Source organism: Winogradskyella sp. (assembly GCF_965228925.1).
GTDB lineage: Bacteria > Bacteroidota > Bacteroidia > Flavobacteriales > Flavobacteriaceae > Winogradskyella.
This window is the reverse complement of record NZ_OZ245845.1, coordinates 136,787-162,247: the sequence shown is the minus strand read 5'-3', so window position 1 is coordinate 162,247 and position 25,461 is coordinate 136,787. Positions and strand designations below refer to the sequence as shown.

Genomic DNA, 25,461 nt, shown 5'->3' with positions numbered 1-25,461 from the left:
TGAAATTGACGTTTTAGTTACGTCGGTCTTCACCCCATAGCAGCTTTTTTCTCAGGGTGTCTAAAAAGGTTTCGTCAAGGCGTTCTATCATCTTAATGACAAAATCGGCTTTTTTTACGGTTACCGAGGTGGTATTGGGAAGTGTAACGATTCTAGAATCTAAAGACATTAAAAACTGATCTTCTCGACCGTCAACACTAAAAGTAACAGTGGTGCCATCTGGAATAATAAGTGGGCGAGCGCTGAGATTGTGTGGCGCAATTGGGGTCAACGCAAAGTTCTTGGCATCAGGTGCTATAACTGGTCCGCCACAACTTAAAGAATAACCAGTTGAGCCCGTTGGGGTCGAAAGAATAAGGCCGTCTGCCCAATATGAAGTTAAATATTCACCATCGAGATGGGTTTTTACGGTAATCATCGAGGTGGTATTCTTTCGACTTAAAGCAATCTCATTAAGCGCAAAATTAGTATCTAGAATACTGTTATTTGTTGGTTCGGTGGTAACGCTCAATAGTGACCGTTCCGACACCTTATAATCACCTTTAAATATTTCTGAAATTGAAATTTCTATTTCATCGGTTTGGATAGTAGCTAAAAACCCTAAACGCCCCGTATTTATACCTGCAATGGGAATGCCTAAATCCCTAACATAGGTAATGGCTCTTAATATAGTGCCATCACCCCCAATGCTGATAAGTAAATCGTAACTTTTGTCTAAGTGGGTGAATGTTTTAATTCTGGAGTTAGTCGTACTGGTTTCGTTTTGTTGGTTCAGGAAATCAGTTTCAACAAAAATCTCCACATCCTTCTCTAAGAGTCCCTTTATAAGAATTTCGAAAGCGTTTTGTGTAGATTCTTTGGCGTAACTTTGGCCATAAACTGCTACCTTCATAACTACATATTTAAGTATTTGTCTAAATACTCTGAACGCTCTTTTAAACTTTCTATATAAGCGTCTTCTTCATGGCCAGATACGACATTATAACTATAGCGTCTGAAAGTTTGTATAATATCGTTAAGGCTAGTATTACTGATCTTTAAAGTAATTTGTGCCAAATCAGTACTCATCTTAGAAATAAACGCTCCTAATAATTTGGCATCGTTAGACTCTACAATTTGACTAATTTCACTAAAGGAATAATCGTGAATTCCTTTTTCTATAATAATAATACCCCCTGGTTCGGCAAAAAATGGTGTTTCGTTGAATAAGTGGATGATATCATTGAGTTCATAATAACCTAAATAGGTATTTTTCTCATCCAAAACCGGCATGATGTTAGAGTCGTGATTCGCAAAAGCTTCAAGCACATCTAACCAATTGGTTGTCGATCTTACAAAAAAACCTTCAATAGTATAATTACAGTCGTTTATGGATTTCGCGCCATCAAAACAATGCGCATCAGTTTCAGAAATACAACCCATGTAAACCCCTTCATTTTCAATAGGAATATGCGAGTAAGTCAACTGATTAAACAGCATTTGTAAATCAGCTATTTTATCAGTGATGTTTAGTGGTCTTATATCGTTTATAACAAAATCCTGTAAGTGCATAAATAGGGTTTGAATATCTTGCAAATTAATCAAAAATAACCATAAAAACCCAAGATGAGTTCTGTATTTTTGTGTTTCAAAATCTAATGGAATGACAAAGTTAAGTGTTAATATAAATAAGATTGCAACACTGAGAAACAGTAGAGGAGGTGACCTGCCTAATGTGGTACAATTTGCAAAAGATGTACAGCGTTTTGGAGCAGAGGGAGTCACCATACATCCGAGACCAGATGAGCGTCATATTCGCTATCAGGATGTCTATGATTTAAAACCCGAAATTTATACAGAATACAATATAGAGGGCAACCCCATTCCCAAATTTGTAGATATGGTTTTAGAGATAAAACCTACACAAGTCACTTTGGTACCCGATGCCGAGGATGCGATTACTTCTAACGCTGGTTGGGACACGCTTAAGCATAAGAATTTTTTGGTTGAGGTTATTGACGAGTTTAAAAATAATGGCATACGAACATCCATATTTGTAGATCCTGATTTGCACCAGATTGAAGGTGCGAAGGAAACCGGAACGGACAGAATTGAGCTTTATACCGAAGCCTATGCACACCAATACAATTTAGGAAATAAAGACGCTATAAAACCCTATATGGAATGCGCGGGTTTAGCAAATGCACTGAGTTTAGGGGTCAATGCCGGACATGATTTATCTTTAAATAACATCGCTTTTTTTAAAGAAAACATCACTGGGCTTTTAGAAGTTTCCATAGGTCATGCTCTAATTTCTGAAAGTTTATACATGGGCGTGGAAAATGTCATTAACATGTATTTGGAGAAGCTCAAATGATTTTACATTCCAATATTATAGGTGAAGGAAGGCCCTTTGTGATTCTACATGGCTTTTTAGGTATGGGTGATAACTGGAAAACGCTGGCCAGACAGTTCTCGGAATCCGGATTTCAAGTGCACTTAGTCGACCAACGTAACCATGGCCGCAGTTTTCATGATGAAGACTTTGATTATGAATTAATGGTCAAAGATTTAAAACACTATTGTGAAGAACATAACTTGAGCGATATCGTCTTACTAGGGCATTCTATGGGAGGAAAAACGGCTATGTTATTTGCTACAACTTACCCAGAATTAGTCCATAAGCTTTTGGTTGCAGATATTTCACCCCGATATTACCCGATACATCACGATGCGATATTAAAAGGCTTGAGCCGTTTGGATTTCTCGAAGATTAAAAGTAGAGGTGAAGCTGATAAGGTTTTAAGTGATTATGTGCCAGAAGTAGGCACTCGTATGTTTTTACTTAAAAATCTGTATTGGGTAGAGAAGGGTCAACTAGGGCTAAGAATCAATTTGCCAATTTTAAAAGAATATGTTTCGGAAGTTGGCGAGGCACTTCCGGCGCATGCGACTTTTGCAAAGGATACCATTTTTCTTAGAGGTGATCACTCAGAATATATTGGAGAACAAGATGAAGTCATCATACACCGTCATTTTCCAAATTCAAAAATCATAACCATTGCAAATGCAGGTCATTGGTTACACGCAGAAAATCCAAAGGAATTTTATAAGGCAGTCATCAACTTTGTTTAAAGTGAAGCGAAGATGTAATGTTCTGGCGTATTTAGCTATTTTAAGTGTATTGTTTTTAATCTATCTGAGCGTCATTGCACTTTATGAAACTATTAAAGAGAGTGGTAGTGACTATGGACGTATTGGAAATTTTTTTATTCTGAATCTTGCAGAAATTTTTCAATTTCCTTCTCGTTTATTTTTAACTTCAGAGGATAATTTTTACTTTTTAGGGGTATTAATCGACCTTTGTGTTTATTCTGTAATCATATACTTTATGATTAAGTCTATTTTTAGAATAGTTAAAAAGAAATACTTATGAATCTCATCGTTAAACTCTTGCTCAATGCGGTTGCTGTATTTGCACTTGCAGAAATTCTAAATGGTGTCTATGTAGATAATTATATCACATCACTTTTAGTGGCCGTAGTTATTTCAATTCTCAATGTATTAGTAAAACCTTTATTGGTTATTTTAACACTACCGGCGACCATACTAACCTTAGGACTATTTTTATTTGTTATCAATGCATTGATTATACTATTGGCGGATAAACTTATTGACGGTTTTAGAGTTGACGGTATATGGACGGCCATACTCTTTAGTATACTACTTTGCATCCTACAATCCTTGTTGCATTCGTTTATAAAAACCGATAAAAAGTAGCTAAAAACCAAAGCCTTAAAACTGTTGTTGGGTTGTAAAAAATGTTGTATTTTTGCAGCCCAATTTTAGTTTCAAGAATAATGAACATTACAAGAGAAAATATCGATGCTTTAAACGCAGTTGTAAAAGTAGACATCGTTAAGGAAGATTACAGAGATAAAGTAGAAAAGATCTTATCGGATTACCGTAAATCTGCTAATATTCCTGGATTTAGAAAAGGTCATGTGCCTATGGGAATGGTTAAGAAGCAGTATGGTAAGGCCGTATTGGTCGATGAGGTTAACAAGTTACTACAAGACGCTTTAGGAAAATATCTCGTGGAAGAGAAACTAGATGTCTTAGGTAATCCTCTACCAAAACCGCAGGACGATCTGGATTGGGATGCCGATGCTTTTTCTTTTGAGTTTGAATTGGGCTTGGCGCCTGAATTCGAAGTGAAGCTAAAAGGTAAAAAAGCAATTACCCATTATAATATTATTGCCGATGATGACATGATTACTAATCAGGTCGAGAACATACAAAAACAATACGGCAAGATTATATCTCAAGAGCAAGTTGCTGAAGATTCTGAAATTACTGGGAAATTTGTAAATGAAGCTGAAAACATTGAGAATGTAGCGACATTTTCGGTTGATAAAATAAAAGGAAAAGCAAACGTAAAGAAATTTGTTGGAGCTAAAGTTGGTGATGTTATTACATTAAAGACAAAGAACCTTTTTAACGTAGATTACGGCCTAACCACGTATCTAAAAGTTGATCACCAAGTTGCTAAGGATCTCAATGTTGAAGTGACTTTTGAAGTATCAGAAATTAACAAACGCGAGTTAGCAGATCTAGACCAAGAATTATTTGACAAACTTTTTGGACCTAAAGTGGTGACTACGGTGACAGAGTTAAAGGAGAAGATCAAAGCAGATTCTGAAAAACAATTTGCTCAACAAGGCGATCAAAAATTATTAAACGACGTTACGGAATATTTAGTTGATAATACGAAGTTCGATTTGCCTGCTGAATTTCTTCAAAAATGGATGCAGACTGCGGGTGAAGAACCTATGACCGAAGATCAAGCTAAGGAAGAATACGAGAAGTCTGAAAAAAGCATGCGTTACCAATTAATTGAAGGGAAATTAATTGCGGAGCATAATCTTCAAGTGCAGTTTGAAGAACTCAAAGCCTTTGCCATGGATATGATCAAGGGGCAAATGGCACAGTTCGGCCAAATGAATCCTTCAGAAAAAGAATTAGAAGATATTGCTGCAAGGATAATGTCTAATCAAGATGAGGTAAAGCGTTTATCTGAACAACTGATGAGCCAAAAATTATTGAACCTATATAAAACTGAGGCAAATCTTAAAACAAAAGACATCACTTATGACGATTTCGTTAAAGAGTTCTACAGTTAGTATTGAAAAATCACTTGAGGTATAGCCTCAAAACCTTAAAATGTCATTCCTGTGAAAACAGGAATCTAAAAATTAGTATCTTTAAGGCGTAGAACTGAAAAGTTTTACGCTTTTTTTTTAATCAAAAAACAAATTGAAATTAAATGAATTACGGAAAAGAATTTGAAAAGTTCGCCATAAAGGATCAAGGGATTAATAGTATGTATTATGATAAAATAATGCGGAGTATGTATCCCACCAATCTAACACCTAATATTATAGAAGAACGACAGCTCAATGCTATTGCCATGGATGTGTTCTCACGTCTTATGATGGACCGCATTATATTTTTGGGTACAGGGGTTAATGATCAGGTGGCAAACATCATTCAGGCGCAATTGTTGTTTTTACAAAGTACGGATGCCTCAAAGGATATTCAAATCTATATCAATTCTCCAGGAGGTTCTGTATATGCAGGCTTAGGCATTTACGATACCATGCAATTTGTAAAACCAGATGTGGCCACCATTTGTACGGGTATCGCTGCGTCTATGGCGGCCGTATTATTATGCGCTGGTGAGAAAGGAAAACGTTCGGCATTAAAACACTCGCGTGTTATGATTCACCAACCCATGAGCGGAACCCAAGGACAAGTCTCTGATATGGAGATTGCAGTTCGCGAAACAATAAAAGTAAAAGAAGAGTTGTATAATATCATTTCTAGCCATTCAGGAAAACCTTACGACCAAGTAGAAAAAGATTCCGATAGAGATTATTGGATGAAATCTGATGAAGCATTAGCTTATGGAATGATAGACGAAGTTTTAGAACGCAAGTAATAGTAAAAACCTACGACTAAACCCCCTAACTAGATAGAACTAAAATTATGGCAAAAGAAGAATTAGAATGCTCATTTTGCGGTAGGAAAAAGTCAGAAACCAATTTATTGATTGCTGGCCTTGATGCGCACATTTGTGATCGTTGTATCGAGCAGGCCTATGGCATTGTCGTTGAAGAATCCAAACAATCGGGTAACTCAGAGTTAAGTGCTGAGTTGATGTTGAGAAAACCAAAAGAGATAAAGGCTTTTCTTGATGAATATATTATTGGACAAGAATACACCAAACGTGTAATGTCGGTGGCCGTATACAATCATTACAAGCGTCTACTTCAACCAGCATCTGACGATGATATTGAAATTCAAAAGAGCAACATTATCATGGTAGGGCAAACAGGAACAGGTAAAACCTTAATGGCCAAGACTGTAGCCCGTATGCTTAATGTGCCTTTAGCTATTGTTGATGCCACGGTTTTGACCGAAGCGGGTTATGTAGGAGAAGATGTAGAAAGTATCTTAACACGTCTATTACAAGCTGCAGATTATAATCTTGAAAAAGCACAGCGCGGTATCGTTTTTATAGACGAAATAGATAAGATTGCCCGTAAAAGTGATAACCCTTCAATTACTAGAGATGTGTCTGGAGAAGGTGTGCAACAAGCCCTATTGAAATTATTGGAAGGCACTGTGGTTAATGTACCGCCGAAAGGGGGGCGCAAGCATCCTGATCAAAAATTCATAGAAGTTAATACAGAGCACATTTTATTTATAGCTGGTGGGGCATTTGATGGTATAGAACGGGTCATTACCAAACGCTTAAATATGCAGGCCATAGGTTATAGTTCTATTAATACAGATGATGATGTAGATAGTGATAATATCTTACAGTATATTATTCCTAAGGACTTAAAAGACTTTGGACTTATTCCCGAAATTATTGGTCGTTTGCCAGTATTAACTCATATGGACCCTCTAGATGCAAATACATTAAGAGCGATTTTAACCGAGCCTAAGAACGCTATTATTAAACAGTACAAAAAGCTGTTTGCTATGGATGAGGTCGAATTTAGTATTACGGAAGGTGCTTTAAATTATATCGTAGAAAAAGCTATAGAATACAAACTTGGTGCCCGTGGCTTACGTTCGCTCTGCGAGGAAATCCTTACCGAAGCCATGTTCGATCTGCCTGGTTCAGGTGAAACCAAACTCAATGTGACGAAGGCCTATGCAGAAGATAGGTTGACCAAGTCTACTTTAAAGAAGTTAAAAGCAGTGTCTTAGATATTTTAAGAAATCGAATAAAAAAGAAACCACAAGTTTATTATGGACTTGTGGTTTTTTTATTGTTTGGGATTGAATTAAATTAATATTGCTGGCAATATTTTATAATAAGTTAGGGATTATAAATAGCACATTTATTTACTGCTAATATAGTGGCAACTTTTAGACTAAAGTTATTTATATCCAAATTTTGGTTAAAGACATTTTAAATATCGTTGTATGAAATTTCTATGCGTTTTTTAACGATAAAATGAAGGTCTTACTTTTTGGATAAGGTGCCGTCAGGAGACAATTCTAAATCCTCTTTATAAGCTAGATTAAGATTGGTGTCTTTAGATTGAAATATGATAACACCGTCCTCGTAGCCTTCCTTACTCGTCTTAATTTGATACGAAACAAATGGTCTAACTTTAAATCTGTAAATACCATCCTTGCCCGTAACCTGACGCTCAAGCTCATTACCATTATTATCGTATAGGCTTACGGTAATATCTGCCAAAATCTCATCGTTTTCTTTAAAAATAATGCCTTCTAAATTTTGGTATATGGCTCTAGCATTAAACTTATACATATTAAATCGCTGACCAACGTTACCCGCATTAGAGGCAAAAACACCATTGTCCTCGTTGATAAGCGTGAAAGCGATATCATCTCTAAGCGAATTAACAATAATACCTAGATTTCTCGGTGTAGCGTATTCCATATTACCATAGTCGTTCGAAATAAATATGTCAAATCCACCTTGCCCTTCATGACCGTTGGAGGAGAAAAATAATTCGCCACCATCTAATGAGGTATGTGGATATTTTTCATCCATTTCTGTATTTATGGTAGGCCCTAAATTAACAGGCGCTCCAACAGAGCCATTAGAATTTATTTTTGCTTTGTAGATATCAAATCCACCGAAGCCACCTTCCATATTAGACGAAAAATAGAGGTATTGACCATCATAGGATACATGAGGGGTTTCAACAGAATGCTCATCACTATTAAAATTTAGTGGCGTATGATTTACCCAATTGCCATAGGAGTCTTTTTCCAATGTCGCCAAATACATTTGGTAGTTTTCAGAATTTTTGCGTTTGCTTTTGGTGTAGTATATGGTGTGTTGGTCCGGAGAAAACGAAACTTGCCCTTCATTACCTCTGCTGTTAAGTATTCTGCTAAAAAGAATGGGAACTGAAAAATCACCATTATTGTTACTAATGTCCGTACAAAACAAATTGGTATATGGCAAGTTGGTCACTTTATCTTTGCCACTGCCAATAGCTCCGATTTTTTTAGAGGAGACGAAGACAAGTTTATCTCTAAAAACGGCACTCGGTATGTCCGAATATTGCGAATTAATTTTAGTAACGTTCACATTAAAAATGTAACCGCTATCATTAAAATCGTCAATCTTACTATTTGAAGGGTCTGTTTTGTCGAAAGTATAGGTACAAAACAGCAATGCTGACAACAGCACATAGGAAGTCGTTTTCATAACGTAGGGTAATGGATTAATTATATCACTAAGTTACTAACATAATTTAGAGCGCTAAATTATTGTTGCACTTTTTTAGATAAAACTGGTCTTTTTTTCGACAATTCTTAAGAAAAGGCCTATTTCTTAGGTGAAATAATCGTAAAACTATACATTATTTAAAAGCAATAATTCGTCAATATAGTCTCTGGAATTAGATAAACGAGGAACTTTATGCTGTCCTCCTAGCTTATTGTGCTCTTTTAGCCAATCGTAAAAAAGGTTGGTCCTAGCGCAATGAATTTTCGGTTTGTTAAGCGTCATATTATTATAACGTTTGGCTTCATAATCGGAGTTAAGCGATTTAAGTGCATTGTCAAAAAGTTCTTCAAAATAAGATAAGTCTTCAGGTGGCTTTTTAAACTCAATAATCCACTCGTGCGCTCCTTTTTCTTTGCCCTTCATAAATATAGGAGCTGCGGTGTAATCAACAATTTCTGCAGAGGTTCGTTTACAAACCTTTTTAAGGGCATCCTCAGCATTTTCAATGATTAGTTCTTCACCAAAAACATTAATATGATGTTTTGTCCGGCCCGATACTTTTATTCTATGTGGACTTAAGCTCACAAAGCGTATAGTGTCTCCGATTTCATAGCGCCAAAGCCCGGCATTTGTCGTAATGACTAAGGCGTAATTGGTATTGAGTTCGACTTCACTTAATGGAATGACTTTTTCTTCTTTGCTGCCGTAGGTATCCATAGGAATGAATTCGTAGAAAATACCATAGTCTAACATAAGTAATAAATCCCCAGAGTAGTTCTGATCTTGTATAGCAAAGAACCCTTCAGAGGCATTGTAAATTTCGTAGAACTTAAACTCCTTTTTGGGTAATATAGTTCGGTACTGCTCGATATAAGGATTAAAACTTACTCCACCATGAAAATAAACCTCGAGGTTTGGCCAGATGTCAAACAAATGATCCTTGCCTGTTTTGTCTAAAACCTTATTGAGAAGTACCAACATCCAAGAAGGTACACCCGCTAGGCTAGTTACATTTTCTTCAATCGTCTCTTCTACAATGGCTTGCATTTTAGCTTCCCACTCGCTCATAAGCGAGACTTTACTGCTAGGCGTACTACTAAATTCTGCCCAAAAGGGCATATTATCAATAAGTATAGCGCTGAGGTCGCCAAAGACTGTTCCATTTTCTTTGTATAGCTCTTTACTTCCGCCCAAGCGAAGACTCTTTCCCGTAAACAATTGAGAGTCTTCATTATTGTTGAGGTACATGCACAAGAGATCTTTACTGGCCGCATAGTGGCAATCTTCTAAAGAATCGCTGCTTACAGGTATAAATTTACTTTTAGCGTTGGTCGTGCCACTGGATTTGGCAAACCATCTAATAGGTCTTGGCCAGAAAATGTTGTGTTCGCCGTTTCTAGAACGTTCTATTAATGGCTGAATTTTCTCATAAGTGACTATGGGTAGGCGCTCATTAAATTCTTTGTAGTTTTTTATAGATGCAAAATCGTACTGTTTACCTATTTCAGTATCCTTAGCGAGTTTTAAAAGGCTGAAAAGCAATTCGTTTTGTACTTCATTGGGATATTTTAAAAACAATTCGATTTGATGAAATCGTTTTTTTAAAAACCATGAAGCTATGGAATTTACAATAGGAATTGGCATGGATTAGCTATATTTACACTAAATAATTAACGCTAAAAATACTAAAATTCTTTTATGCTTTATAGTGGTGCTCTAACGAAAATGCAGACCGAGTTTTTAGATCCGATCCAGTATTATTTGGTCTTTGAAAATGACTTTATTCATATGAATCAGTTATTAAATAAATCCATAACGCTTAAAAAAATAGGAGAGGAGTGCATTTGTGGTTTGGGCCGTCCTGTATATAGGCAAGGATTTTGTAAGTCGTGCTTTTTTGAAAAACCTGAGGCCGGCGAATGGATTATGCGTCCAGAGTTGAGCAAGGCTCATTTGGGTATAGAGGACAGAGACCTAGAATATGAAAAACAGGCACAACTACAGCCACATATAGTTTATTTAGCTAATTCTAGCAATGTTAAAGTGGGCGTCACCCGAAAAAGTCAAGTGCCGACGCGATGGATAGATCAAGGCGCACATGAGGCCATAGAAATAGTTGAGGTGCCGAACCGATATCTGGCAGGTATTACCGAAGTGGCCTTAAAAGATCATGTTGCAGATAAAACCAACTGGCGAAAGATGCTGAAGAATGATATTGAAGATGAAAATCTTCTAGAGTGGCGAAACAATCTAAAGTCGTTTATTCCAGAAGAAGTAAAAGACTATTTTATAGAGAACAATGCTGAGACACACCTTCAATTCCCGGTAGAGCAATACCCTGAAAAACCACAGAGTTTAAATTTAAAAAAGCAAATTGAGTACACGGGCAAGCTCGTCGGTATAAAAGGGCAGTATCTTATTTTTGAGGATAATACCGTTTTTAATGTTAGGGCCAATGAAGGTTTGGTTGTTGAGTTAGGTATTTAGATAAAATAGAGTTTAAAGACGTTCACCACACCAATAACAAAGAGCAAACTTCCAGTAACTTTGTTGATAACAGCATTTATGTTTTCAAATTTTTGTTTTATGACCAAACTGAATTTGCCATAAAGATATAGGGTGAGTAACTTTCCGATATAGACGCCAAAGAAAAATAAAAAAAGAACTAAAAACGATGCGTCAATAGTTAAGCTTATCGAATAGCTGTTGATGACGCCATAAATGACCAACCAATAAATAAGTACTGGGGGGTTGAGTAAACCTAGTAAAAACCCTGTAGTGTATTTCGAGGTCTTTAATCGACTAGGATTAGTGGTCTTTTTGGTTGATTTAAAAAACAAAATGCCACCAACGGCCAAAAGCAAAAAGGCAATGAGAATCTGTATCCATTGATTGGTGTTGAAAAAATCCCGAACGATCATATTACAATGCAAGGCATAGTAGGATAGGATCACTTCAGCAAAGGCAGCAGCTATGGTAATCTTAAATGCTTGTTTTGCATTTTGTTTAAGTGTGGTGTTAATAACGGCAATATTAGTTGCCCCTAAGGGGAGTGCACCAAGTACGGCTGCTATTATGCCAATGATTAAGTAGATGAGAATCATAAGGCCTTAGTAGCTAAGAAAAAACTATCCTTACAGCTGATGTTAGTTTTCCGTTAAAAATTATTTTGTTTAACATTTATTATTTAAATTTAAACAAAAAAATATAATGAAGACCTCGCCTTTTCTTTATATCACTATTACGACGTTACTATTAGTGACTATTACCATCATGTGTGCCATGGATTTTCCTTTTAATTGGGTGTTTTATCTCACTGTGATTGGGCAAATTCTTGTTGTTGTTATGGTGTATAAGGTATTAACAGACAATTATAGTACGGATAAAACCTTTGAGCACTTTTACGAAGATCATCCAATAGAACCTTTAGATATAAAGGCAGAGAATGAAGAATTCAGGTAAGAAACTTAGATTGGTGGAAGCAAAAAAAGAGCAACATAAAGTTGCTCTTTTTGTATATGGAAAACAAAGTGTCAGCGATTAGATATTCTCTTGATCTCTTAAACCTTGAATATATTGTGCTTTTTGAATTTCTCTTCTTCTCTTAACAGATGGTTTAGTGAAATAACGAGACTCTCTCAAGTTCTGCATAATCTGTACATTTCTGTGTTTACGCTTGTAACGCTTAAGAGCTCTTTCTATGTTTTCTCCTTCTTTGATTTCGATTTTAATCATCTATCAATATATTTTTAATGTCTATTTCTTGCAAATGGTCGGCAAATATACTCCAACTATTTTAAAATAAAAAATAAAATACCCCATAATCGAGATTTAAAGTTTTTAAAGTAAGGTATTTACTAAAACAAGAGCTGCCTAAAGACTCTTTATACCTTATAAGCTAGGTGTCTTATCCCAAATAGGTCTTTAAAATTTTACTTTTACTGGCATGGCGCAGCCGTCTTATACCTTTTTCTCGTATCTGTCTTACGCGCTCTCTCGTTAAATCGTACATACTTCCTATTTCTTCTAGGGTCATTGGTGGTTGGTTGCCAATACCAAAATTGAGGCGGATGACATCACTTTCTTTTTGCGTTAGAGTATCTAAAGCACGCTCAATTTCTGTATGCAAAGACGCTTTCATCAAATCTTTATCTGGTCTTGGAGATTCATTTTCGCTAACCACATCATAAAGGCTAAAGGTTTCACCATCTTTTAATGGAGCGTCCATAGATAAATGGCGCCCAGAATTTTTTAGAGACTGTTTAACTTCATAGGTGCTAATATCGAGCTCTCTGGCAATCTCTTCGGCATTAGGGGGCCTTTGATGAATTTGCTCTAGATGAGAGTAGGTTTTATTAATCTTATTAATAGTGCCTATCTTGTTAAGGGGTAACCTCACAATTCTAGACTGCTCTGCCAATGCCTGTAAAATGGCTTGTCTAATCCACCAAACGGCATAAGAGATAAATTTAAAACCTCTGGTTTCATCAAAGCGTTGCGCCGCTTTTACCAAACCCGCATTACCTTCGTTAATTAAATCGGGAAGTTTTAGGCCCTGATTTTGATACTGTTTCGCTACAGATACTACAAACCTCAGATTCGCAGTTGTCAGTTTGTCTAAAGCCTCTTGATCCCCCGTTTTGATACGCTGTGCCAATTCAACTTCTTCGTCCGCAGTTATCAAAGGAATTTTACTAATGTCTTGTAGGTATTTGTCTAGGGATTTGTCTTCTCTGTTGGTAACCTGTTTGGTAATCTTTAGTTGCCTCATGTAGAATCTTTAAAAATTTGTCAAACCATATTATAACGTAATTATTAAGAAAAACAAGGAAAACGGACAATTATTAATAAAAACTAGAAAAAAACGACGAGTTTTAGTGAAAAATCAGTCATTTTTGGTCGAATCTTGGGCTTTTTTGTCTTTTTTCTTCTTTTTTCCACCAAGAATACCACCTAAAACAGAATTGACACCTTCTTTAATGCTGTCTTTGGGATCGGTCTGAGTCGCTGTAGAATCAGCTTTGGTAGCCGTCGAGTTTCCACCTAAGACGCCTCCCAAAAGATCATTGATTTTGTCTTTGCCCTGACCCAATAATTTTTGTTTTTGGATATCCACCAATTGTTTTGTCAGGTCCGAAACACCACTAGTGAGGTCTGTAGAAATATTAGGGCTGGAAAAATTTCCGTTAATATTTGCTGTAACCGGTATAGTGATATTGTTGACATCCTTATCATTAATTTGACCGATAAGACGATTGACTTCTCCTCCGAGATATTTAGCGGGCACATTAAAGACCACATCATATTGCATATTGTTGGTAAAGGTGTGCATTCCAGAAACTTCAATTGGAACATCTTTGTAATTAACAGTAAATGGTTTTACAGATACCTGACCATTTTCAAAACTCAATCTGGTCTTAATGTCGTTCTGTAACTCCTTAAAATCAATAAAATTGAGTTGGCTCCCCAATCCCGATAGTAAAGGGCTTTTAGTGACATCGATATTTGAAGTCAATATTTCGGCAAGCGCATTACCGGAAATTGTGGATAGATCAGGAGAAAAGGTCTCATCTAATAGGCCGCTTACATCAATGGTCGAATTTAATTTACCCTGTACAACTTTGGCGATAGGTGCTAATGCTTTTAGCATTTCCAAATCCTTAAACGATTGGGATATGTCAAAGTCTTGCATGGCCAACTGCATATCGAACTCGGGTTTGGCCTCTTTTGTATTGACATTGCCAGAAATGCCTAGTTGGCCATTAAAGACATCAGTAGTCATATTGACGAGATTGGCATTTTGGTCTTTAATTAATAATTCACCTTTTACGTTCTTCAAGTTGAGATTATCGTAAATAACGGTTTTGGCATTGGCCTTTATAGCGCAGTCCAAAAAATCAGGAATTTTTAAAGACTCATCGTCAGATGAAGTTTTATTAGAAACTTCAGTAGCCGATTCGTCTTCAACCATAAAGTCTGAAATGGCAAATCTATTAGAACTCACATCAAATTGGCCTTGTAATTTTTTATCACTCAATAAAAACCCTAGCAAATTGCTAATGGTTCCTGTTGCGGAAAAATCACTTTGTCCGGTTTGGGCATCGAAGCTATTGAGACTCACCACTCCAGGTTGAAGCGTCAAATCCGCATTGTTAATTTGAATAGGATTAACAATATCTTCGGAAGAAAATATGAAATCGGAAATTGAAACGGTGCCATTGTTTTTTATACGGTCATAGGCGTTGGTTTCAATAGCGTCCATATCGAAACTGGTGTTGAGTTTACCTTTTAAAATACCGCTTAATTGATTGTCTAGCTCAACAGGATAGGCTTTAGTGATATTTGCTAAATTCAAAACACCGTCTAAATCGGCATTAACCAACATATTATCAGTTAAGTTTTTAATATGGGCTTCAGATTTAAAAACATCCTCATCGATTTGAAAGTCGAGCCGATTTAAATCTATGTAGGTCTCATCCGCCTTTCCGGTCGTATTTTTTATAGAAGCATCTATCATAATATGCTCAACTTGTTTTGGTAAATCGGGATATTTAAACGAGGCATTATTAGAGCGCATGTTGATATCTAAGGTCGGAATCGTTTCTTCAGAGACCAAGCCTTTTATCACACCATTGACCGTAAAGTTGCCAGTAGTATTGACGTTCTCGATATTCTTGGCGTATGCTTTGGGGATAACCGCTAAGAAATCCTTAAAAGAAGATTCGGGGTTTTTAAAGCTAATATCTAATTCTTGACCTTTCTCTACCATTTGTATAAAGCCTTCAAATTCTAATGGCAGTGCATTTATATAGCCTTTATTGTCTTTAAAGGTGTATTTTCCTTGCTCTAAGTCCATACCCAAAAGTGCATCTAGCTTTATAATATTATTGCTCAGGTATTCCGTGCTATCAACGGACATGCTTATTCTGGCTTCGGTCTTGGTATCCAATTCGGATTGTTCGCCAGAGAAAATTCCTTTGCCGCTGTGATTAATTTCGGTGGCGTAAAGGCTGGTGTTCGAGGCTTCATCGATATAGGTAAAGGCACTATTGTTGAGCTCGTAGTTTTTGATATCAAAACTAAATCCAGAAGACGCATTATCCGAATTTGATGCAACTTCATCATCTTTGCCCTTTACAATATCATAATTAGGTGTTCCGTTGGTATTGGTCTTCAAAGTAAGAAGCATTTCATCAGCTATAATTTCGTTAACCGTCAAAGGGTCTTCAGTACCTTTAAATAGTTCGCCAATAGGCATTTCGAACGATAATGACTTTGCTGTTACTAAGGTTTCGTCCTGAAAAGGAGCCCTGTTGATGATTTGTAGGTTCTCTACAGTGACTTCGGCTCTCGGAAAACTACTGATAAGACTAAGGCTTATATCATTAAAGCTTAAATCCGCGTCGAGATTTTCATCGGCATAATTCTGAACTATAGTATCTATTTTGGACTCTAAAATGAAAGGAACGGCAATAAGTATGGCGATAAAAAGAAGTAATAGGATTCCGATAATTTTGAAAATTTTCTTCATAAGAAATAGATATGGCTTCTAAAGTATTATACGCAAAGTTGCTAAGAATAGTTGTGCGCGTCTACAACTTTAGCAAGATTTTAATGATTTAGTAACACTTAAGCCAAATCAATTTCTTCGTTCACCGCAAGTTTAAATCGTCGTCTAAACAAGAAAACCCCTAAGTATAAAAAGGGCGTATCGAGGATAGCGACGAAAACCTTAAATAAAAAGCCACTAATTAATAAACCCTTAAAATTGGCCCAATCTATAATACCAAATGAGCACAGTAAAAACACAATGGTAAAGGTGTCTACAAACTGAGAAAACCATGTAGAAAAGTTATTGCGCAGCCATAGATGTTTTCCTTGGGTGAGGCGCTTCCAAAAGTGGTAAATTTGAATATCGACAAACTGGGCGAACAAATAGGTCAACATACTCGCAAATACCGCGATAACCGAATTGCCAAAGACCGTATTAAACATGCTGTCATCTACATAGGACCAAGACGTTGCAGGCACTTGAGAACTTACATAGACAATTAATAACGAAAAAACCGAAGCGAAAATACCAACCACAACAATATCATTAGCGCGCTTTTTACCGTAAATCTCACTGATTAAGTCGGTAATTAAGAACGTGATAGGGTAGGGCAAAATACCGACAGAGATTTCAAAGAGTTTACTGCCAAAAATTTCAATATCGAGAGGATACCAATAGAAAAACTTTTGAAAAATAAGGTTGGAAACTACTAAAGAGGTGATGAAAAGTGCACCTAATAAAATATAGATGCGCTGTGCTAAAAGCTTGTCTTTTGATGGCATTTATAGATTGAATTTTTTTGTAAAGATATAGGTTTAATGCATTCGAAGAAAAGAATGATTTTTGACATGAGCTTGAAGATGACAATACATGTTAGTAGTTAGAATTATTTTGTAATGTTTAAAGGAGAATTTGGAATAATTATAGAATTGGGTGAGCATTTTTGATTTTTGAGTGTCGCATCTAAAATTTAGATAGTAAGAAGAACATAGAGGCATATTATATTGGCAAAATGCTGTTAAAGAGATTTTTTTGAAATGAGCTGTTAGAGAAATTAAGTTTTATTTAAAAACACCATGTAGGTTTATAATCTTAAAGGTGGCTTTTGTATTATCAACTATGTTAGGATTAATATTGGAATACAACTCCTTTAATTACAATAATTTAACTATATTTCAGAGAACTTTATTTTATGAAGAATTATTTCAAAACAAGATCTATGACGTTTGCAATTTTGGCCCTAATTTGTAGTGTTGGTGTAGTTTTGTTTACTTTTTTGAGTACAAGAGCTAAGGATATTGAAACACAAAAATCTGAAAAGGAATTAAAGAGCTCAGTTAATGAAGTGCAAAAGAACTTAGATGAGAGTTTAATACATACTAATAATTTGATTAGTGAGATTAATACCATGGGCGAGAGTTTAATGATTGTGAAAAAGAATTTAAATAAACAGATATCAATCCTTGAAAATTCTTTAGACGAAGCTAAGCGATTTCAGAAAATGCTAGATGAACAGAACTTGATAGATAGGAAAAGGTTCGAATCAGAAGGTGCTCGGTTAGTTTTTAGTAATACTGATACGGTGTGGGAGGAAGACATAAATCATCCTGACCACTATGTTTTCAAACAGAAAATTAAAAATACCGGCCATAGGCATGGTATAATAAAAAGATTAATGACGATGTTGCTGTTGACAGATGAAAACTATAACGTTTCAAAGCAATTGTTTGCCTCGGAGTCTGAATTAAATGGATTGATTAGTCCGGACACAGGTGTATTCATACATTATTCAAAAGAGCTATTCAAAAAAGAAGATATAAAGAATGTAAAAGGCTATATCATTTATGTTGTTCAAGTTGAATACCAAGATGAGGCGTCAAATATGCCAATTAGTTTATTGGATGTATTTCAATACGCCGGTTTTAAAGATTCTGGCTTAATGTTTTCTATGCTTGAAGAAAATAAAAAACCAAAGTTCTATCAGTATTTTGCAAATATATTTCAAAACCCCTAAATGTTGGCTTTAATAATGAACGCATAACACTTTTTATCAGTAACCATTTTTTGTCAAAATTATTTAGTTTCTAGCGTTGGATTTTAGTTTTATAAGTTTCTCATAATGCAATTAAATACTGATACTTCTTTTTTTTCCTATTATACAAGCATTAGTATTTTCGATTCGGTTTTAGTTATTTTGTTGCGGCGTTCAGAATTTTAAAAGCCTGTGAAGCACATTCATAATTCTAGAATAACTAATCCCGCTGAAACGCTGTATGTTTACCAAAGATGAATCCGACTAAGACCGTTTACATAGCATTAGGAAGTAATAAAGGCCACAAATTACAGTATTTACAGTCTGCTATTGATGCTATTTTTAAGCGTGTTGGGGTGATTCATAAGATTTCTAAAGTGTATAAAACACCAGCTTTAGGTTTTGAAGGCGATGATTTTTTTAATGCTTGTATTAAGATCGATACAGCATTAAAGCCAAAGAAGTTACTCAAGGCCTTAAAGCATATTGAAGCTGATTTAGGGAGGGTTCCAAAAAAAACGGACAGCTATGAATCCCGTGAGATCGATTTGGATATTCTATTTTACGATGATGAAGTCTTTAGCGATAAACACTTAGTCATTCCGCATCCCAAATTACACCAACGTAGATTTGTATTGCAACCGCTTCAGGATATTGCGAAAGACTTAAAACATCCTATATTGAATCAACTAGTTCATGACTTGCTACAAGCTTGTGATGATGACTCAGAAATAGAACCTATTAAGATTTGGTTAAAAAACCCAAAAAAGCATTATGATTTCAGTAGGTTCAATTTTATTGCTATAGAAGGCAACATTGGAGCTGGCAAAACCAGTTTAGCTACTAAAATATCCCAGGACTTTAATGCGAAGCTTATTTTAGAACGCTTTGCCGATAATCCGTTTTTACCTAAATTTTATAAGGAGCCCGAGCGCTATGCCTTTACCTTGGAGATGTCTTTTTTAGCAGACCGTTATCAACAGATTAGTGATGATTTATCGCAGTTGGATTTATTTAAGGATTTTATGGTCAGTGATTATGATGTGCACAAATCATTAGTGTTTTCTAAGGTAACTTTGCCAGAAGATGAATTTCGATTGTACCGTAAACTGTTTTATCAGGTGTATAAGGACATTGCACGCCCCGATTTATATGTCTATCTCTATCAAAATACAGAGCGTCTTCAAGCAAACATTAAAAAAAGAGGCCGAAAATACGAAGAGGATATCAAAGACGATTACTTGGAAAAAATCAATGCGGGGTATTTAGAATTCTTAAAATCCCAAACCGAGCTCAATGTAAAGATTATAGATATTTCGGATAGGGATTTTGTGAAAAACTATGAGGATTATTTGTGGTTATTAAGTGAAATTAATTCATAAAAATGGCTTTAACTTTGAGTTGCTTCGAAATGAACGAATTGATTGAGAAATCAGAGGTTTAGCGAAGCTAAACCTCAAAAGAGTTGGTATAATATGGTCACTATTCTACCTTTAGTCTTGCCTAAATCGAGCTCACTGAGAATCCTTTCTTCTTTAACTTTTAAATTAAAAGGAGTTTTTAATACATCCACACCGCTATTGTGCTTTAACCGAATCCCTTGGCCAGAAATAATATCAACATTAGGCTCAAAGTCGCCAACTGGTAGGTGTTCGGTAAGAATTATGTATTGGTAACGAGATAGCCCTTTAACAATGCGCTTAATTTCAGCATTCGATAGGTGTTGAAGAACTTGTCTTAGAATTGCACAATCAGCTATTGGTAATTCGTCATTAGCAATATCTAAGCAACGAAATTCTAGATTGTGAGCCTCGAAAAGGGTTTTGTTTCTTTCGATTAAATCCTCTACAATATCTACAGCTATGTATTTTGAAGTGTATGGTACTAATTGCTGACCAATGTTAAAATCACCACAGCCCAAATCGCAGACTGATAAGTTGCTTTTTTTGGATTTTAAGAAGTTGGTGACCGCTTCAATATAAGGCTCCACGATATCCAGATGGTGTGAGCCTGCACCCGAATAAAAGTCATGGGAATCACCTCCCCAAAGCTGCTTTTCATAAATTTGGGTCATGGCGTCTTTTGTTGGCCAAGGTGTTTTTGATTTCTTTTTCAACTTCTATATACATTATTATTTGTCATTCCAAAATGAGGGGCGATTGAGGAACCTTATGGCATATCTTAAAACTTAGAATTATGAGATCTAGGTTCACAGAACCTATAGTTTCTTGCTTTAACTTCGACAATCCCGATAACTATCGGGACAGTCTGGCGGTTTAAAACGTCTGTCATGTTGAACACTTCGACAAGCTCAGTGTAAACCGTGAGACATCTCATAGTTTGAGTAAAGCTCGGGTATCTCATTTGAAATTTAGCTATGTTTAACCAGCGGTTTCTAACTTTCAACTTCACTAAAGTTATGTAGAACGAGTCACTCAAAATGACATTATAAAATCCAATATTTCTAACTTCTAACTTCTAACTTCTAACTTCGAAAACACATCCCAAATCACTACGCCTGCACTCACCGAAATATTTAAGGAGTGCTTGGTACCAAACTGTGGGATTTCAATAACGCTATCGCTGGCATCAACGACCTCTTGGGAAACCCCTTTAACTTCATTGCCAAATACAAAGGCATAGGTCGTATCGGACTGAGGCATAAAGTTGTGGAGCATGGTGGCATTTTCAGCTTGCTCAATAGCGCAAACGTTTACTCCTTGAGCTTTTAATTGATGCACTACTTCAAGTGTATGCTCTGCATAAACCCAGTCTACTGTTTCGGTACTGCCCAGTGCCGTTTTTCTAATGTCGTTATGAGGGGGCTGTGCGGTGATGCCGCAGAGGTAAATTTTTTCTATGAGAAAGGCATCACTGGTTCTAAATACCGATCCAATATTATTGAGGCTACGAATATTATCCAGTATGATGATTACTGGCGACTTTTTCGCGGTTTTAAATTCTGAAACGTCTAGGCGGTCTAGTTCGCTATTTTTTAGTTTTCTGTTCATACATGTATGTTGGGTAAAATTGAAAACCCAAGTTCAAGAAACACCCCTAATGAGCTGCGCTCGGTATCTTCAATTAAAGCTATTGCCTTAATTTCGATAACCCTCAAGGGGACATTCAAAAATAAACTTAACTACTAATGTCCCCTTGAGGGGACTTTAGGGGTGTTGTAATCTTATCAACAGCTGTAAATAACTTATAGTTTTTTCGATTTCAATAAACCTCAAATTCTAAGTAAATTAGCAATCTTAAAGATCCGATAGTCCCGATAGCTATCGGGATCGAAACAAAAATAAACAAAAGTCTTGGCTAAAAACACAAAAAAGGAAACACCGTTAATGAAGCAATACAATGCGATTAAGGCAAAGTATCCGGATGCTCTATTGCTCTTTAGAGTTGGTGATTTTTATGAAACCTTTGGCAGTGATGCGGTTAAAGCGGCAAAGATTTTAGACATTATTTTAACCAAACGAGGTGCTGGTAGTGAGAGTGAAACTGAGTTGGCTGGATTTCCGCATCATTCCTTAAATACCTATTTGCCCAAATTGGTAAGAGCTGGCGAGCGCGTCGCGATTTGCGATCAACTCGAAGATCCCAAACTCACCAAGAAAATTGTAAAACGCGGTGTGACTGAATTGGTAACGCCCGGCGTCGCATTAAACGATGATATTTTACATTCAAAATCCAATAATTTTTTATCGGCTATTCATTTTGACAAGAAATATATTGGAATAGCCTTTTTAGATATTTCTACCGGTGAGTTTTTAACCTCGCAAGGAGATGCCGAATATATTGATAAGTTACTGCAAAACTTTAGTCCGAGTGAGGTGCTTATTTCAAAACAAAGTAGAAAAGCCTTTTCAGAGACCTTTGGAAACGATTACCATACCTTTTATTTAGAGGATTGGGTGTTTCAAGCGGATTATGCAAATGAGTCTTTGACCAAACATTTCAATACCAAAACACTTAAAGGTTATGGTATAGCCGATTTGTACGAAGGCATTATTGCCTCTGGCGTGGTTCTTCATTATCTCAGTGAAACGCAACATAACCGATTAGACCACATCACCAACATCTCAAGAATAGCAACCGATGATTATGTGTGGATGGATAAGTTTACCATCCGAAATTTGGAGTTGTACCATTCTACCAATGCCAATGCTGTTACACTTATCAATGTGATTGATAAAACCATTTCAGCTATGGGAGGTCGTACCCTAAAGCGTTGGTTGGCACTGCCACTAAAACAGATGGATAGGATAAAGGAGCGGCACGAGGTGGTTCAGTATTTGTTGGATGAAGATGCTGTACTTCAAAAGATTCAAGGGCAGATCAAGCACATTGGCGATATAGAACGGCTCATATCAAAGATTGCAACGACCAAAGTGACGCCACGGGAAGTCATTCAGCTAAAAAACGCTTTGGAAGCCATTGTACCCATCAAAGCAGTAGCAGGGCATTGTACTAATGAGTCCTTAAGAAATATTGGTGAAAACCTACATAATTGTGATTTGCTTCGTGATAAAATTAAGCAAACTCTCAACGAAGAGGCTCCCGTCAATGTACTTAAAGGGAATACAATTGCCGAAGGGTTTTCAGAAGAGCTCGACGAGTTACGAGGCTTGTCAAAATCGGGGAAGGACTATCTCGATGAGATGTTAGAGCGTGAAAGCGAACGTACAGGGATTCCATCCTTAAAAATTGCCTCTAACAACGTCTTTGGTTACTATATTGAAGTGCGGAATACACACAAGGATAAAGTCCCACAAGAATGGATTCGGAAGCAAACTTTGGTCAATGCCGAACGTTATATTACCGAGGAATTAAAGGAATATGAGGCCAAAATCCTTGGTGCTGAAGAACGGATTTTAACCATTGAGCAGCAGCTCTTTGCTGAATTAGTGCATTGGATGCATCAGTTTATTTTACATGTGCAGCAAAATGCACAGGGTATTGGGCAACTCGATTGTCTTTGCAGCTTTGCAAGCCTAGCGAAATCCAATAACTATAATTGTCCGCAAATGGACGATAGTTTTGATTTGGAGATTAAGGACGGACGTCACCCGGTAATTGAAAAACAACTCCCATTAGGCGAATCCTATATAGCCAATGATGTCTATCTCGATAGGGCATCTCAGCAAATCATCATGATTACCGGTCCAAATATGTCTGGTAAATCGGCCATATTAAGGCAGACGGCTTTAATTGTATTATTGGCCCAAATAGGAAGTTTTGTGCCTGCTAAAGCGGCACGAATAGGTCTGGTAGATAAGATTTTTACTCGTGTGGGGGCTAGCGATAATATATCTATGGGCGAATCGACCTTTATGGTAGAAATGAACGAAACCGCATCCATACTCAATAATATTTCGGATCGTAGTTTGGTACTCTTGGACGAGATAGGCCGTGGTACCAGTACCTATGATGGTATCTCCATTGCTTGGGCGATAAGCGAATATTTGCACGAACATCCAGCGCGGCCTAAGACCTTATTTGCCACTCATTACCACGAGCTCAATGAGATGACCGAAACCTTTTCTAGGATTAAGAACTTTAATGTTGCTGTTAAGGAACTAAAAGATAATGTCTTGTTTGTACGGAAATTGGTCGAAGGGGGCAGTGAGCACAGTTTTGGGATACATGTGGCTAAAATGGCGGGTATGCCCCAGCAGGTGATTCGACGTGCCAATAAAATCTTGTCCAAACTGGAAAAATCGCACTCCAGTGAGGAGCTGACCGATAAGGTAAAGTCGCTAAAAGATGATATGCAATTGAGTTTCTTTAATCTGGATGATCCTTTGTTAGAAGAGATTAAAGAAGAAATTCTCCACACGGATATAGATACCCTAACACCGGTCGAAGCCCTAATGAAGCTCAACGAAATAAAGCGTATGCTCATTAAGAAAAAACAGGCCTAATGGACTTTAATTTATTTTAAAAAAGTCTTTGCATTTCTAAGAAATAGTTTAAATTTGCATCCGCTTTTACAGCGAAAAAGGTCTTTAAAACTCACGCGAAAGTAGCTCAGGGGTAGAGCATCACCTTGCCAAGGTGAGGGTCGCGGGTTCAAATCCCGTCTTTCGCTCTATATGATATATACCAATTAAGTTGCTGTCCGCAACTGGATGCTGAAGTGGTGGAATTGGTAGACACGTTGGACTTAAAATCCAATGGCCATTATGGCCGTGCGGGTTCAAGTCCCGCCTTCAGTACATATGAAAAGCCAAGACGAAAGTCTTGGTTTTTTTGTTTCCAGAAACGGGCTAAGAGCGCTTAGTTGAGTACTAGGAAACAAAAATATCTGTGCTATGCGAAGGCTTTTCTCACCATGTTGAAGTGGGGACTCACCGTAGCTAATTCCCGTATTTATTACAAGAAAAAGCCCAAATAAAAGTTTCGGTTTTTTTGTTTGCCAATTTAACCTTCTATATTATAGTATATATGCCATAATGCAGTGATTTTTCATTAATGATTTCTATCTATTGTTTAAATCCTAAGCAATAAAACCAACTTCTAAAGACTATCAATGGCAACAGTAAATGGTTGTTGCAGAAATGTGAGAAATTATTTATGTTTATAGTAAATAAAAACCGACCAAATGAAAAAACTTTTACTTGCTATAGTTTTCTTTTCTTCTCTTAATCTGGTAACATCCCAATCGATAAGTTTTGCGGATATGGATGGTACAACAACGGAATATAACTTGACTGATGTGCGAAAAATCACCTTTAACTCAGGCAATGTCTCCATTTATCTCAATAATGACGAAATCGTAACACTACCATTTGATGAATTCAAAAATTACCAATACAGTGAAGAAACCTTAAGTAACGAGGAGGTTGTTAAAGATTCAAATGCGTTTAGGATTTATCCTAATCCAACAGAAGGTGTCTTCAGGATACGTTTAGATGCCCAATCATCTTTACCCTATGAATGCACTATTTACGATGTGAATGGCAAAGCGATTTTACAAAAAGACTTAGGCGTTTTAAATGGCTTTTACACAGAAGATATTTCAATCGAAAAATTCCCCTCTGGTATGTACTTTGTGGAGTTGAAAAGTGGCCATATAAAGTCTTCAAAACAACTAATAAAGCAATAGCC

The 25,461-nt window shown here is 36.5% G+C and carries 23 protein-coding genes and 2 tRNA genes; 14 read left to right on the top strand and 11 right to left on the bottom strand.

Going from position 1 to position 25,461, the window contains the following annotated elements:
- Window positions 1-13: 13 nt before the first annotated feature.
- Both ACO052_RS00620 and ACO052_RS00615 read right to left on the bottom strand, forming a co-directional pair.
- On the bottom strand, window positions 14-892 hold the full coding sequence (locus ACO052_RS00620) for an NAD kinase (protein WP_422106066.1): 879 nt from the start codon (window positions 890-892) through the stop codon (window positions 14-16).
- Window positions 893-894: 2 nt separating this feature from the next.
- Window positions 895-1,551, bottom strand: coding sequence for a CBS domain-containing protein (locus ACO052_RS00615; protein ID WP_422106064.1), 657 nt, complete (start codon window positions 1,549-1,551; stop codon window positions 895-897).
- A 91-nt stretch (window positions 1,552-1,642) separates the two neighbouring features.
- On the opposite strand from ACO052_RS00615, the gene ACO052_RS00610 reads away from it, so the two are divergent.
- From ACO052_RS00610 to clpX, 6 genes are all read left to right on the top strand, one after another.
- Window positions 1,643-2,356, top strand: coding sequence for a pyridoxine 5'-phosphate synthase (locus ACO052_RS00610; protein ID WP_422106063.1), 714 nt, complete (start codon window positions 1,643-1,645; stop codon window positions 2,354-2,356).
- Window positions 2,353-3,114 (top strand): alpha/beta fold hydrolase, encoded by a 762-nt coding sequence (locus tag ACO052_RS00605; RefSeq protein WP_422106062.1) that lies wholly within the window; start codon window positions 2,353-2,355, stop codon window positions 3,112-3,114. Before ACO052_RS00610 ends, ACO052_RS00605 begins: the two co-directional genes overlap by 4 nt.
- A 297-nt stretch (window positions 3,115-3,411) precedes the next feature.
- Window positions 3,412-3,759 carry a phage holin family protein gene (locus ACO052_RS00600; protein WP_422106060.1) on the top strand — a complete coding sequence of 116 codons (348 nt, stop codon included), beginning with the start codon at window positions 3,412-3,414 and terminating at the stop codon, window positions 3,757-3,759.
- Between the two features lie 80 nt (window positions 3,760-3,839).
- The gene (tig, locus tag ACO052_RS00595) at window positions 3,840-5,162 is read left to right on the top strand and encodes a trigger factor (RefSeq protein ID WP_422106059.1); all 1,323 of its coding nucleotides are present in this window, start codon (window positions 3,840-3,842) and stop codon (window positions 5,160-5,162) included.
- A gap of 143 nt (window positions 5,163-5,305) precedes the next feature.
- Window positions 5,306-5,980, top strand: a complete 675-nt coding sequence (gene clpP, locus ACO052_RS00590; protein ID WP_422106058.1) for an ATP-dependent Clp endopeptidase proteolytic subunit ClpP — start codon at window positions 5,306-5,308, stop codon at window positions 5,978-5,980.
- A 47-nt stretch (window positions 5,981-6,027) separates the two neighbouring features.
- Window positions 6,028-7,260 (top strand): ATP-dependent Clp protease ATP-binding subunit ClpX, encoded by a 1,233-nt coding sequence (gene clpX / locus ACO052_RS00585; RefSeq protein WP_422106057.1) that lies wholly within the window; start codon window positions 6,028-6,030, stop codon window positions 7,258-7,260.
- A gap of 259 nt (window positions 7,261-7,519) precedes the next feature.
- On the opposite strand, the gene ACO052_RS00580 is transcribed toward clpX, so the two are convergent.
- Window positions 7,520-8,743 (bottom strand): TolB family protein, encoded by a 1,224-nt coding sequence (locus ACO052_RS00580; RefSeq protein ID WP_422106055.1) that lies wholly within the window; start codon window positions 8,741-8,743, stop codon window positions 7,520-7,522.
- A 147-nt stretch (window positions 8,744-8,890) separates the two neighbouring features.
- A complete protein-coding gene (locus ACO052_RS00575) occupies window positions 8,891-10,408 on the bottom strand; it encodes a GH3 auxin-responsive promoter family protein (RefSeq protein WP_422106054.1) in 1,518 nt (505 codons plus the stop codon).
- 54 nt (window positions 10,409-10,462) lie between these two features.
- On the opposite strand from ACO052_RS00575, the gene ACO052_RS00570 reads away from it, so the two are divergent.
- A complete protein-coding gene (locus ACO052_RS00570; protein ID WP_422106053.1) occupies window positions 10,463-11,251 on the top strand; it encodes a DUF2797 domain-containing protein in 789 nt (262 codons plus the stop codon).
- Here ACO052_RS00570 and ACO052_RS00565 read toward each other — a convergent pair.
- Window positions 11,248-11,868 carry a LysE family transporter gene (locus ACO052_RS00565; RefSeq protein ID WP_422106052.1) on the bottom strand — a complete coding sequence of 207 codons (621 nt, stop codon included), beginning with the start codon at window positions 11,866-11,868 and terminating at the stop codon, window positions 11,248-11,250. The genes ACO052_RS00570 and ACO052_RS00565 overlap by 4 nt on opposite strands.
- A gap of 106 nt (window positions 11,869-11,974) precedes the next feature.
- On the opposite strand from ACO052_RS00565, the gene ACO052_RS00560 reads away from it, so the two are divergent.
- Window positions 11,975-12,226, top strand: a complete 252-nt coding sequence (locus tag ACO052_RS00560; protein ID WP_422106051.1) for a hypothetical protein — start codon at window positions 11,975-11,977, stop codon at window positions 12,224-12,226.
- Window positions 12,227-12,304: 78 nt separating this feature from the next.
- Here ACO052_RS00560 and rpsU read toward each other — a convergent pair whose 3' ends face one another.
- From rpsU to ACO052_RS00540, 4 genes are all read right to left on the bottom strand, one after another.
- Window positions 12,305-12,499: a 30S ribosomal protein S21 gene (gene rpsU / locus ACO052_RS00555; RefSeq protein WP_185790016.1), complete on the bottom strand. Its 195-nt coding sequence runs from the start codon at window positions 12,497-12,499 to the stop codon at window positions 12,305-12,307.
- Window positions 12,500-12,671: 172 nt separating this feature from the next.
- Complete coding sequence (locus ACO052_RS00550; protein ID WP_422106050.1) at window positions 12,672-13,535, bottom strand: sigma-70 family RNA polymerase sigma factor; 864 nt, start codon at window positions 13,533-13,535, stop codon at window positions 12,672-12,674.
- Window positions 13,536-13,649: 114 nt separating this feature from the next.
- Window positions 13,650-16,295 (bottom strand): AsmA-like C-terminal region-containing protein, encoded by a 2,646-nt coding sequence (locus ACO052_RS00545; protein ID WP_422106049.1) that lies wholly within the window; start codon window positions 16,293-16,295, stop codon window positions 13,650-13,652.
- A gap of 98 nt (window positions 16,296-16,393) precedes the next feature.
- Entirely contained in the window at window positions 16,394-17,098 is a 705-nt protein-coding gene (locus ACO052_RS00540; protein ID WP_422106048.1) for a queuosine precursor transporter, read from the bottom strand.
- A 437-nt stretch (window positions 17,099-17,535) separates the two neighbouring features.
- Between ACO052_RS00540 and ACO052_RS00535 the strand changes: the two genes are divergently transcribed.
- Window positions 17,536-18,330 (top strand): hypothetical protein, encoded by a 795-nt coding sequence (locus ACO052_RS00535; protein WP_422106047.1) that lies wholly within the window; start codon window positions 17,536-17,538, stop codon window positions 18,328-18,330.
- 272 nt (window positions 18,331-18,602) lie between these two features.
- On the top strand, window positions 18,603-19,730 hold the full coding sequence (gene folK, locus ACO052_RS00530) for a 2-amino-4-hydroxy-6-hydroxymethyldihydropteridine diphosphokinase (RefSeq protein ID WP_422106046.1): 1,128 nt from the start codon (window positions 18,603-18,605) through the stop codon (window positions 19,728-19,730).
- Between the two features lie 74 nt (window positions 19,731-19,804).
- Here folK and ACO052_RS00525 read toward each other — a convergent pair whose 3' ends face one another.
- Window positions 19,805-20,464, bottom strand: coding sequence for a class I SAM-dependent methyltransferase (locus ACO052_RS00525; protein ID WP_422106045.1), 660 nt, complete (start codon window positions 20,462-20,464; stop codon window positions 19,805-19,807).
- Between the two features lie 355 nt (window positions 20,465-20,819).
- Window positions 20,820-21,359 (bottom strand): RNA methyltransferase, encoded by a 540-nt coding sequence (locus ACO052_RS00520; RefSeq protein ID WP_422106044.1) that lies wholly within the window; start codon window positions 21,357-21,359, stop codon window positions 20,820-20,822.
- 303 nt (window positions 21,360-21,662) lie between these two features.
- Here ACO052_RS00520 and mutS point away from each other — a divergent pair, with 303 nt between their 5' ends.
- From mutS to ACO052_RS00500, 4 genes are all read left to right on the top strand, one after another.
- Complete coding sequence (gene mutS / locus ACO052_RS00515; protein ID WP_422106043.1) at window positions 21,663-24,275, top strand: DNA mismatch repair protein MutS; 2,613 nt, start codon at window positions 21,663-21,665, stop codon at window positions 24,273-24,275.
- A 95-nt stretch (window positions 24,276-24,370) separates the two neighbouring features.
- Window positions 24,371-24,442 (top strand) — tRNA-Gly (locus ACO052_RS00510).
- A 42-nt stretch (window positions 24,443-24,484) separates the two neighbouring features.
- Window positions 24,485-24,569 (top strand) — tRNA-Leu (locus ACO052_RS00505).
- Between the two features lie 386 nt (window positions 24,570-24,955).
- On the top strand, window positions 24,956-25,459 hold the full coding sequence (locus ACO052_RS00500) for a T9SS type A sorting domain-containing protein (protein WP_422106042.1): 504 nt from the start codon (window positions 24,956-24,958) through the stop codon (window positions 25,457-25,459).
- Window positions 25,460-25,461 lie beyond the last annotated feature (2 nt).

Excerpts from the sequence above, each read along its gene's own strand:
- ACO052_RS00620 (WP_422106066.1), bottom strand. The coding sequence starts at position 892 with ATGAAGGTAGCAGTTTATGGCCAAAGTTACGCCAAAGAATCTACACAA.
- ACO052_RS00615 (WP_422106064.1), bottom strand. The coding sequence starts at position 1,551 with ATGCACTTACAGGATTTTGTTATAAACGATATAAGACCACTAAACATC.
- ACO052_RS00610 (WP_422106063.1), top strand. The coding sequence starts at position 1,643 with ATGACAAAGTTAAGTGTTAATATAAATAAGATTGCAACACTGAGAAAC.
- ACO052_RS00605 (WP_422106062.1), top strand. The coding sequence starts at position 2,353 with ATGATTTTACATTCCAATATTATAGGTGAAGGAAGGCCCTTTGTGATT.
- ACO052_RS00600 (WP_422106060.1), top strand. The coding sequence starts at position 3,412 with ATGAATCTCATCGTTAAACTCTTGCTCAATGCGGTTGCTGTATTTGCA.
- tig (WP_422106059.1), top strand. The coding sequence starts at position 3,840 with ATGAACATTACAAGAGAAAATATCGATGCTTTAAACGCAGTTGTAAAA.
- clpP (WP_422106058.1), top strand. The coding sequence starts at position 5,306 with ATGAATTACGGAAAAGAATTTGAAAAGTTCGCCATAAAGGATCAAGGG.
- clpX (WP_422106057.1), top strand. The coding sequence starts at position 6,028 with ATGGCAAAAGAAGAATTAGAATGCTCATTTTGCGGTAGGAAAAAGTCA.
- ACO052_RS00580 (WP_422106055.1), bottom strand. The coding sequence starts at position 8,743 with ATGAAAACGACTTCCTATGTGCTGTTGTCAGCATTGCTGTTTTGTACC.
- ACO052_RS00575 (WP_422106054.1), bottom strand. The coding sequence starts at position 10,408 with ATGCCAATTCCTATTGTAAATTCCATAGCTTCATGGTTTTTAAAAAAA.
- ACO052_RS00570 (WP_422106053.1), top strand. The coding sequence starts at position 10,463 with ATGCTTTATAGTGGTGCTCTAACGAAAATGCAGACCGAGTTTTTAGAT.
- ACO052_RS00565 (WP_422106052.1), bottom strand. The coding sequence starts at position 11,868 with ATGATTCTCATCTACTTAATCATTGGCATAATAGCAGCCGTACTTGGT.
- ACO052_RS00560 (WP_422106051.1), top strand. The coding sequence starts at position 11,975 with ATGAAGACCTCGCCTTTTCTTTATATCACTATTACGACGTTACTATTA.
- rpsU (WP_185790016.1), bottom strand. The coding sequence starts at position 12,499 with ATGATTAAAATCGAAATCAAAGAAGGAGAAAACATAGAAAGAGCTCTT.
- ACO052_RS00550 (WP_422106050.1), bottom strand. The coding sequence starts at position 13,535 with ATGAGGCAACTAAAGATTACCAAACAGGTTACCAACAGAGAAGACAAA.
- ACO052_RS00545 (WP_422106049.1), bottom strand. The coding sequence starts at position 16,295 with ATGAAGAAAATTTTCAAAATTATCGGAATCCTATTACTTCTTTTTATC.
- ACO052_RS00540 (WP_422106048.1), bottom strand. The coding sequence starts at position 17,098 with ATGCCATCAAAAGACAAGCTTTTAGCACAGCGCATCTATATTTTATTA.
- ACO052_RS00535 (WP_422106047.1), top strand. The coding sequence starts at position 17,536 with ATGACGTTTGCAATTTTGGCCCTAATTTGTAGTGTTGGTGTAGTTTTG.
- folK (WP_422106046.1), top strand. The coding sequence starts at position 18,603 with ATGAATCCGACTAAGACCGTTTACATAGCATTAGGAAGTAATAAAGGC.
- ACO052_RS00520 (WP_422106044.1), bottom strand. The coding sequence starts at position 21,359 with ATGAACAGAAAACTAAAAAATAGCGAACTAGACCGCCTAGACGTTTCA.
- ACO052_RS00500 (WP_422106042.1), top strand. The coding sequence starts at position 24,956 with ATGAAAAAACTTTTACTTGCTATAGTTTTCTTTTCTTCTCTTAATCTG.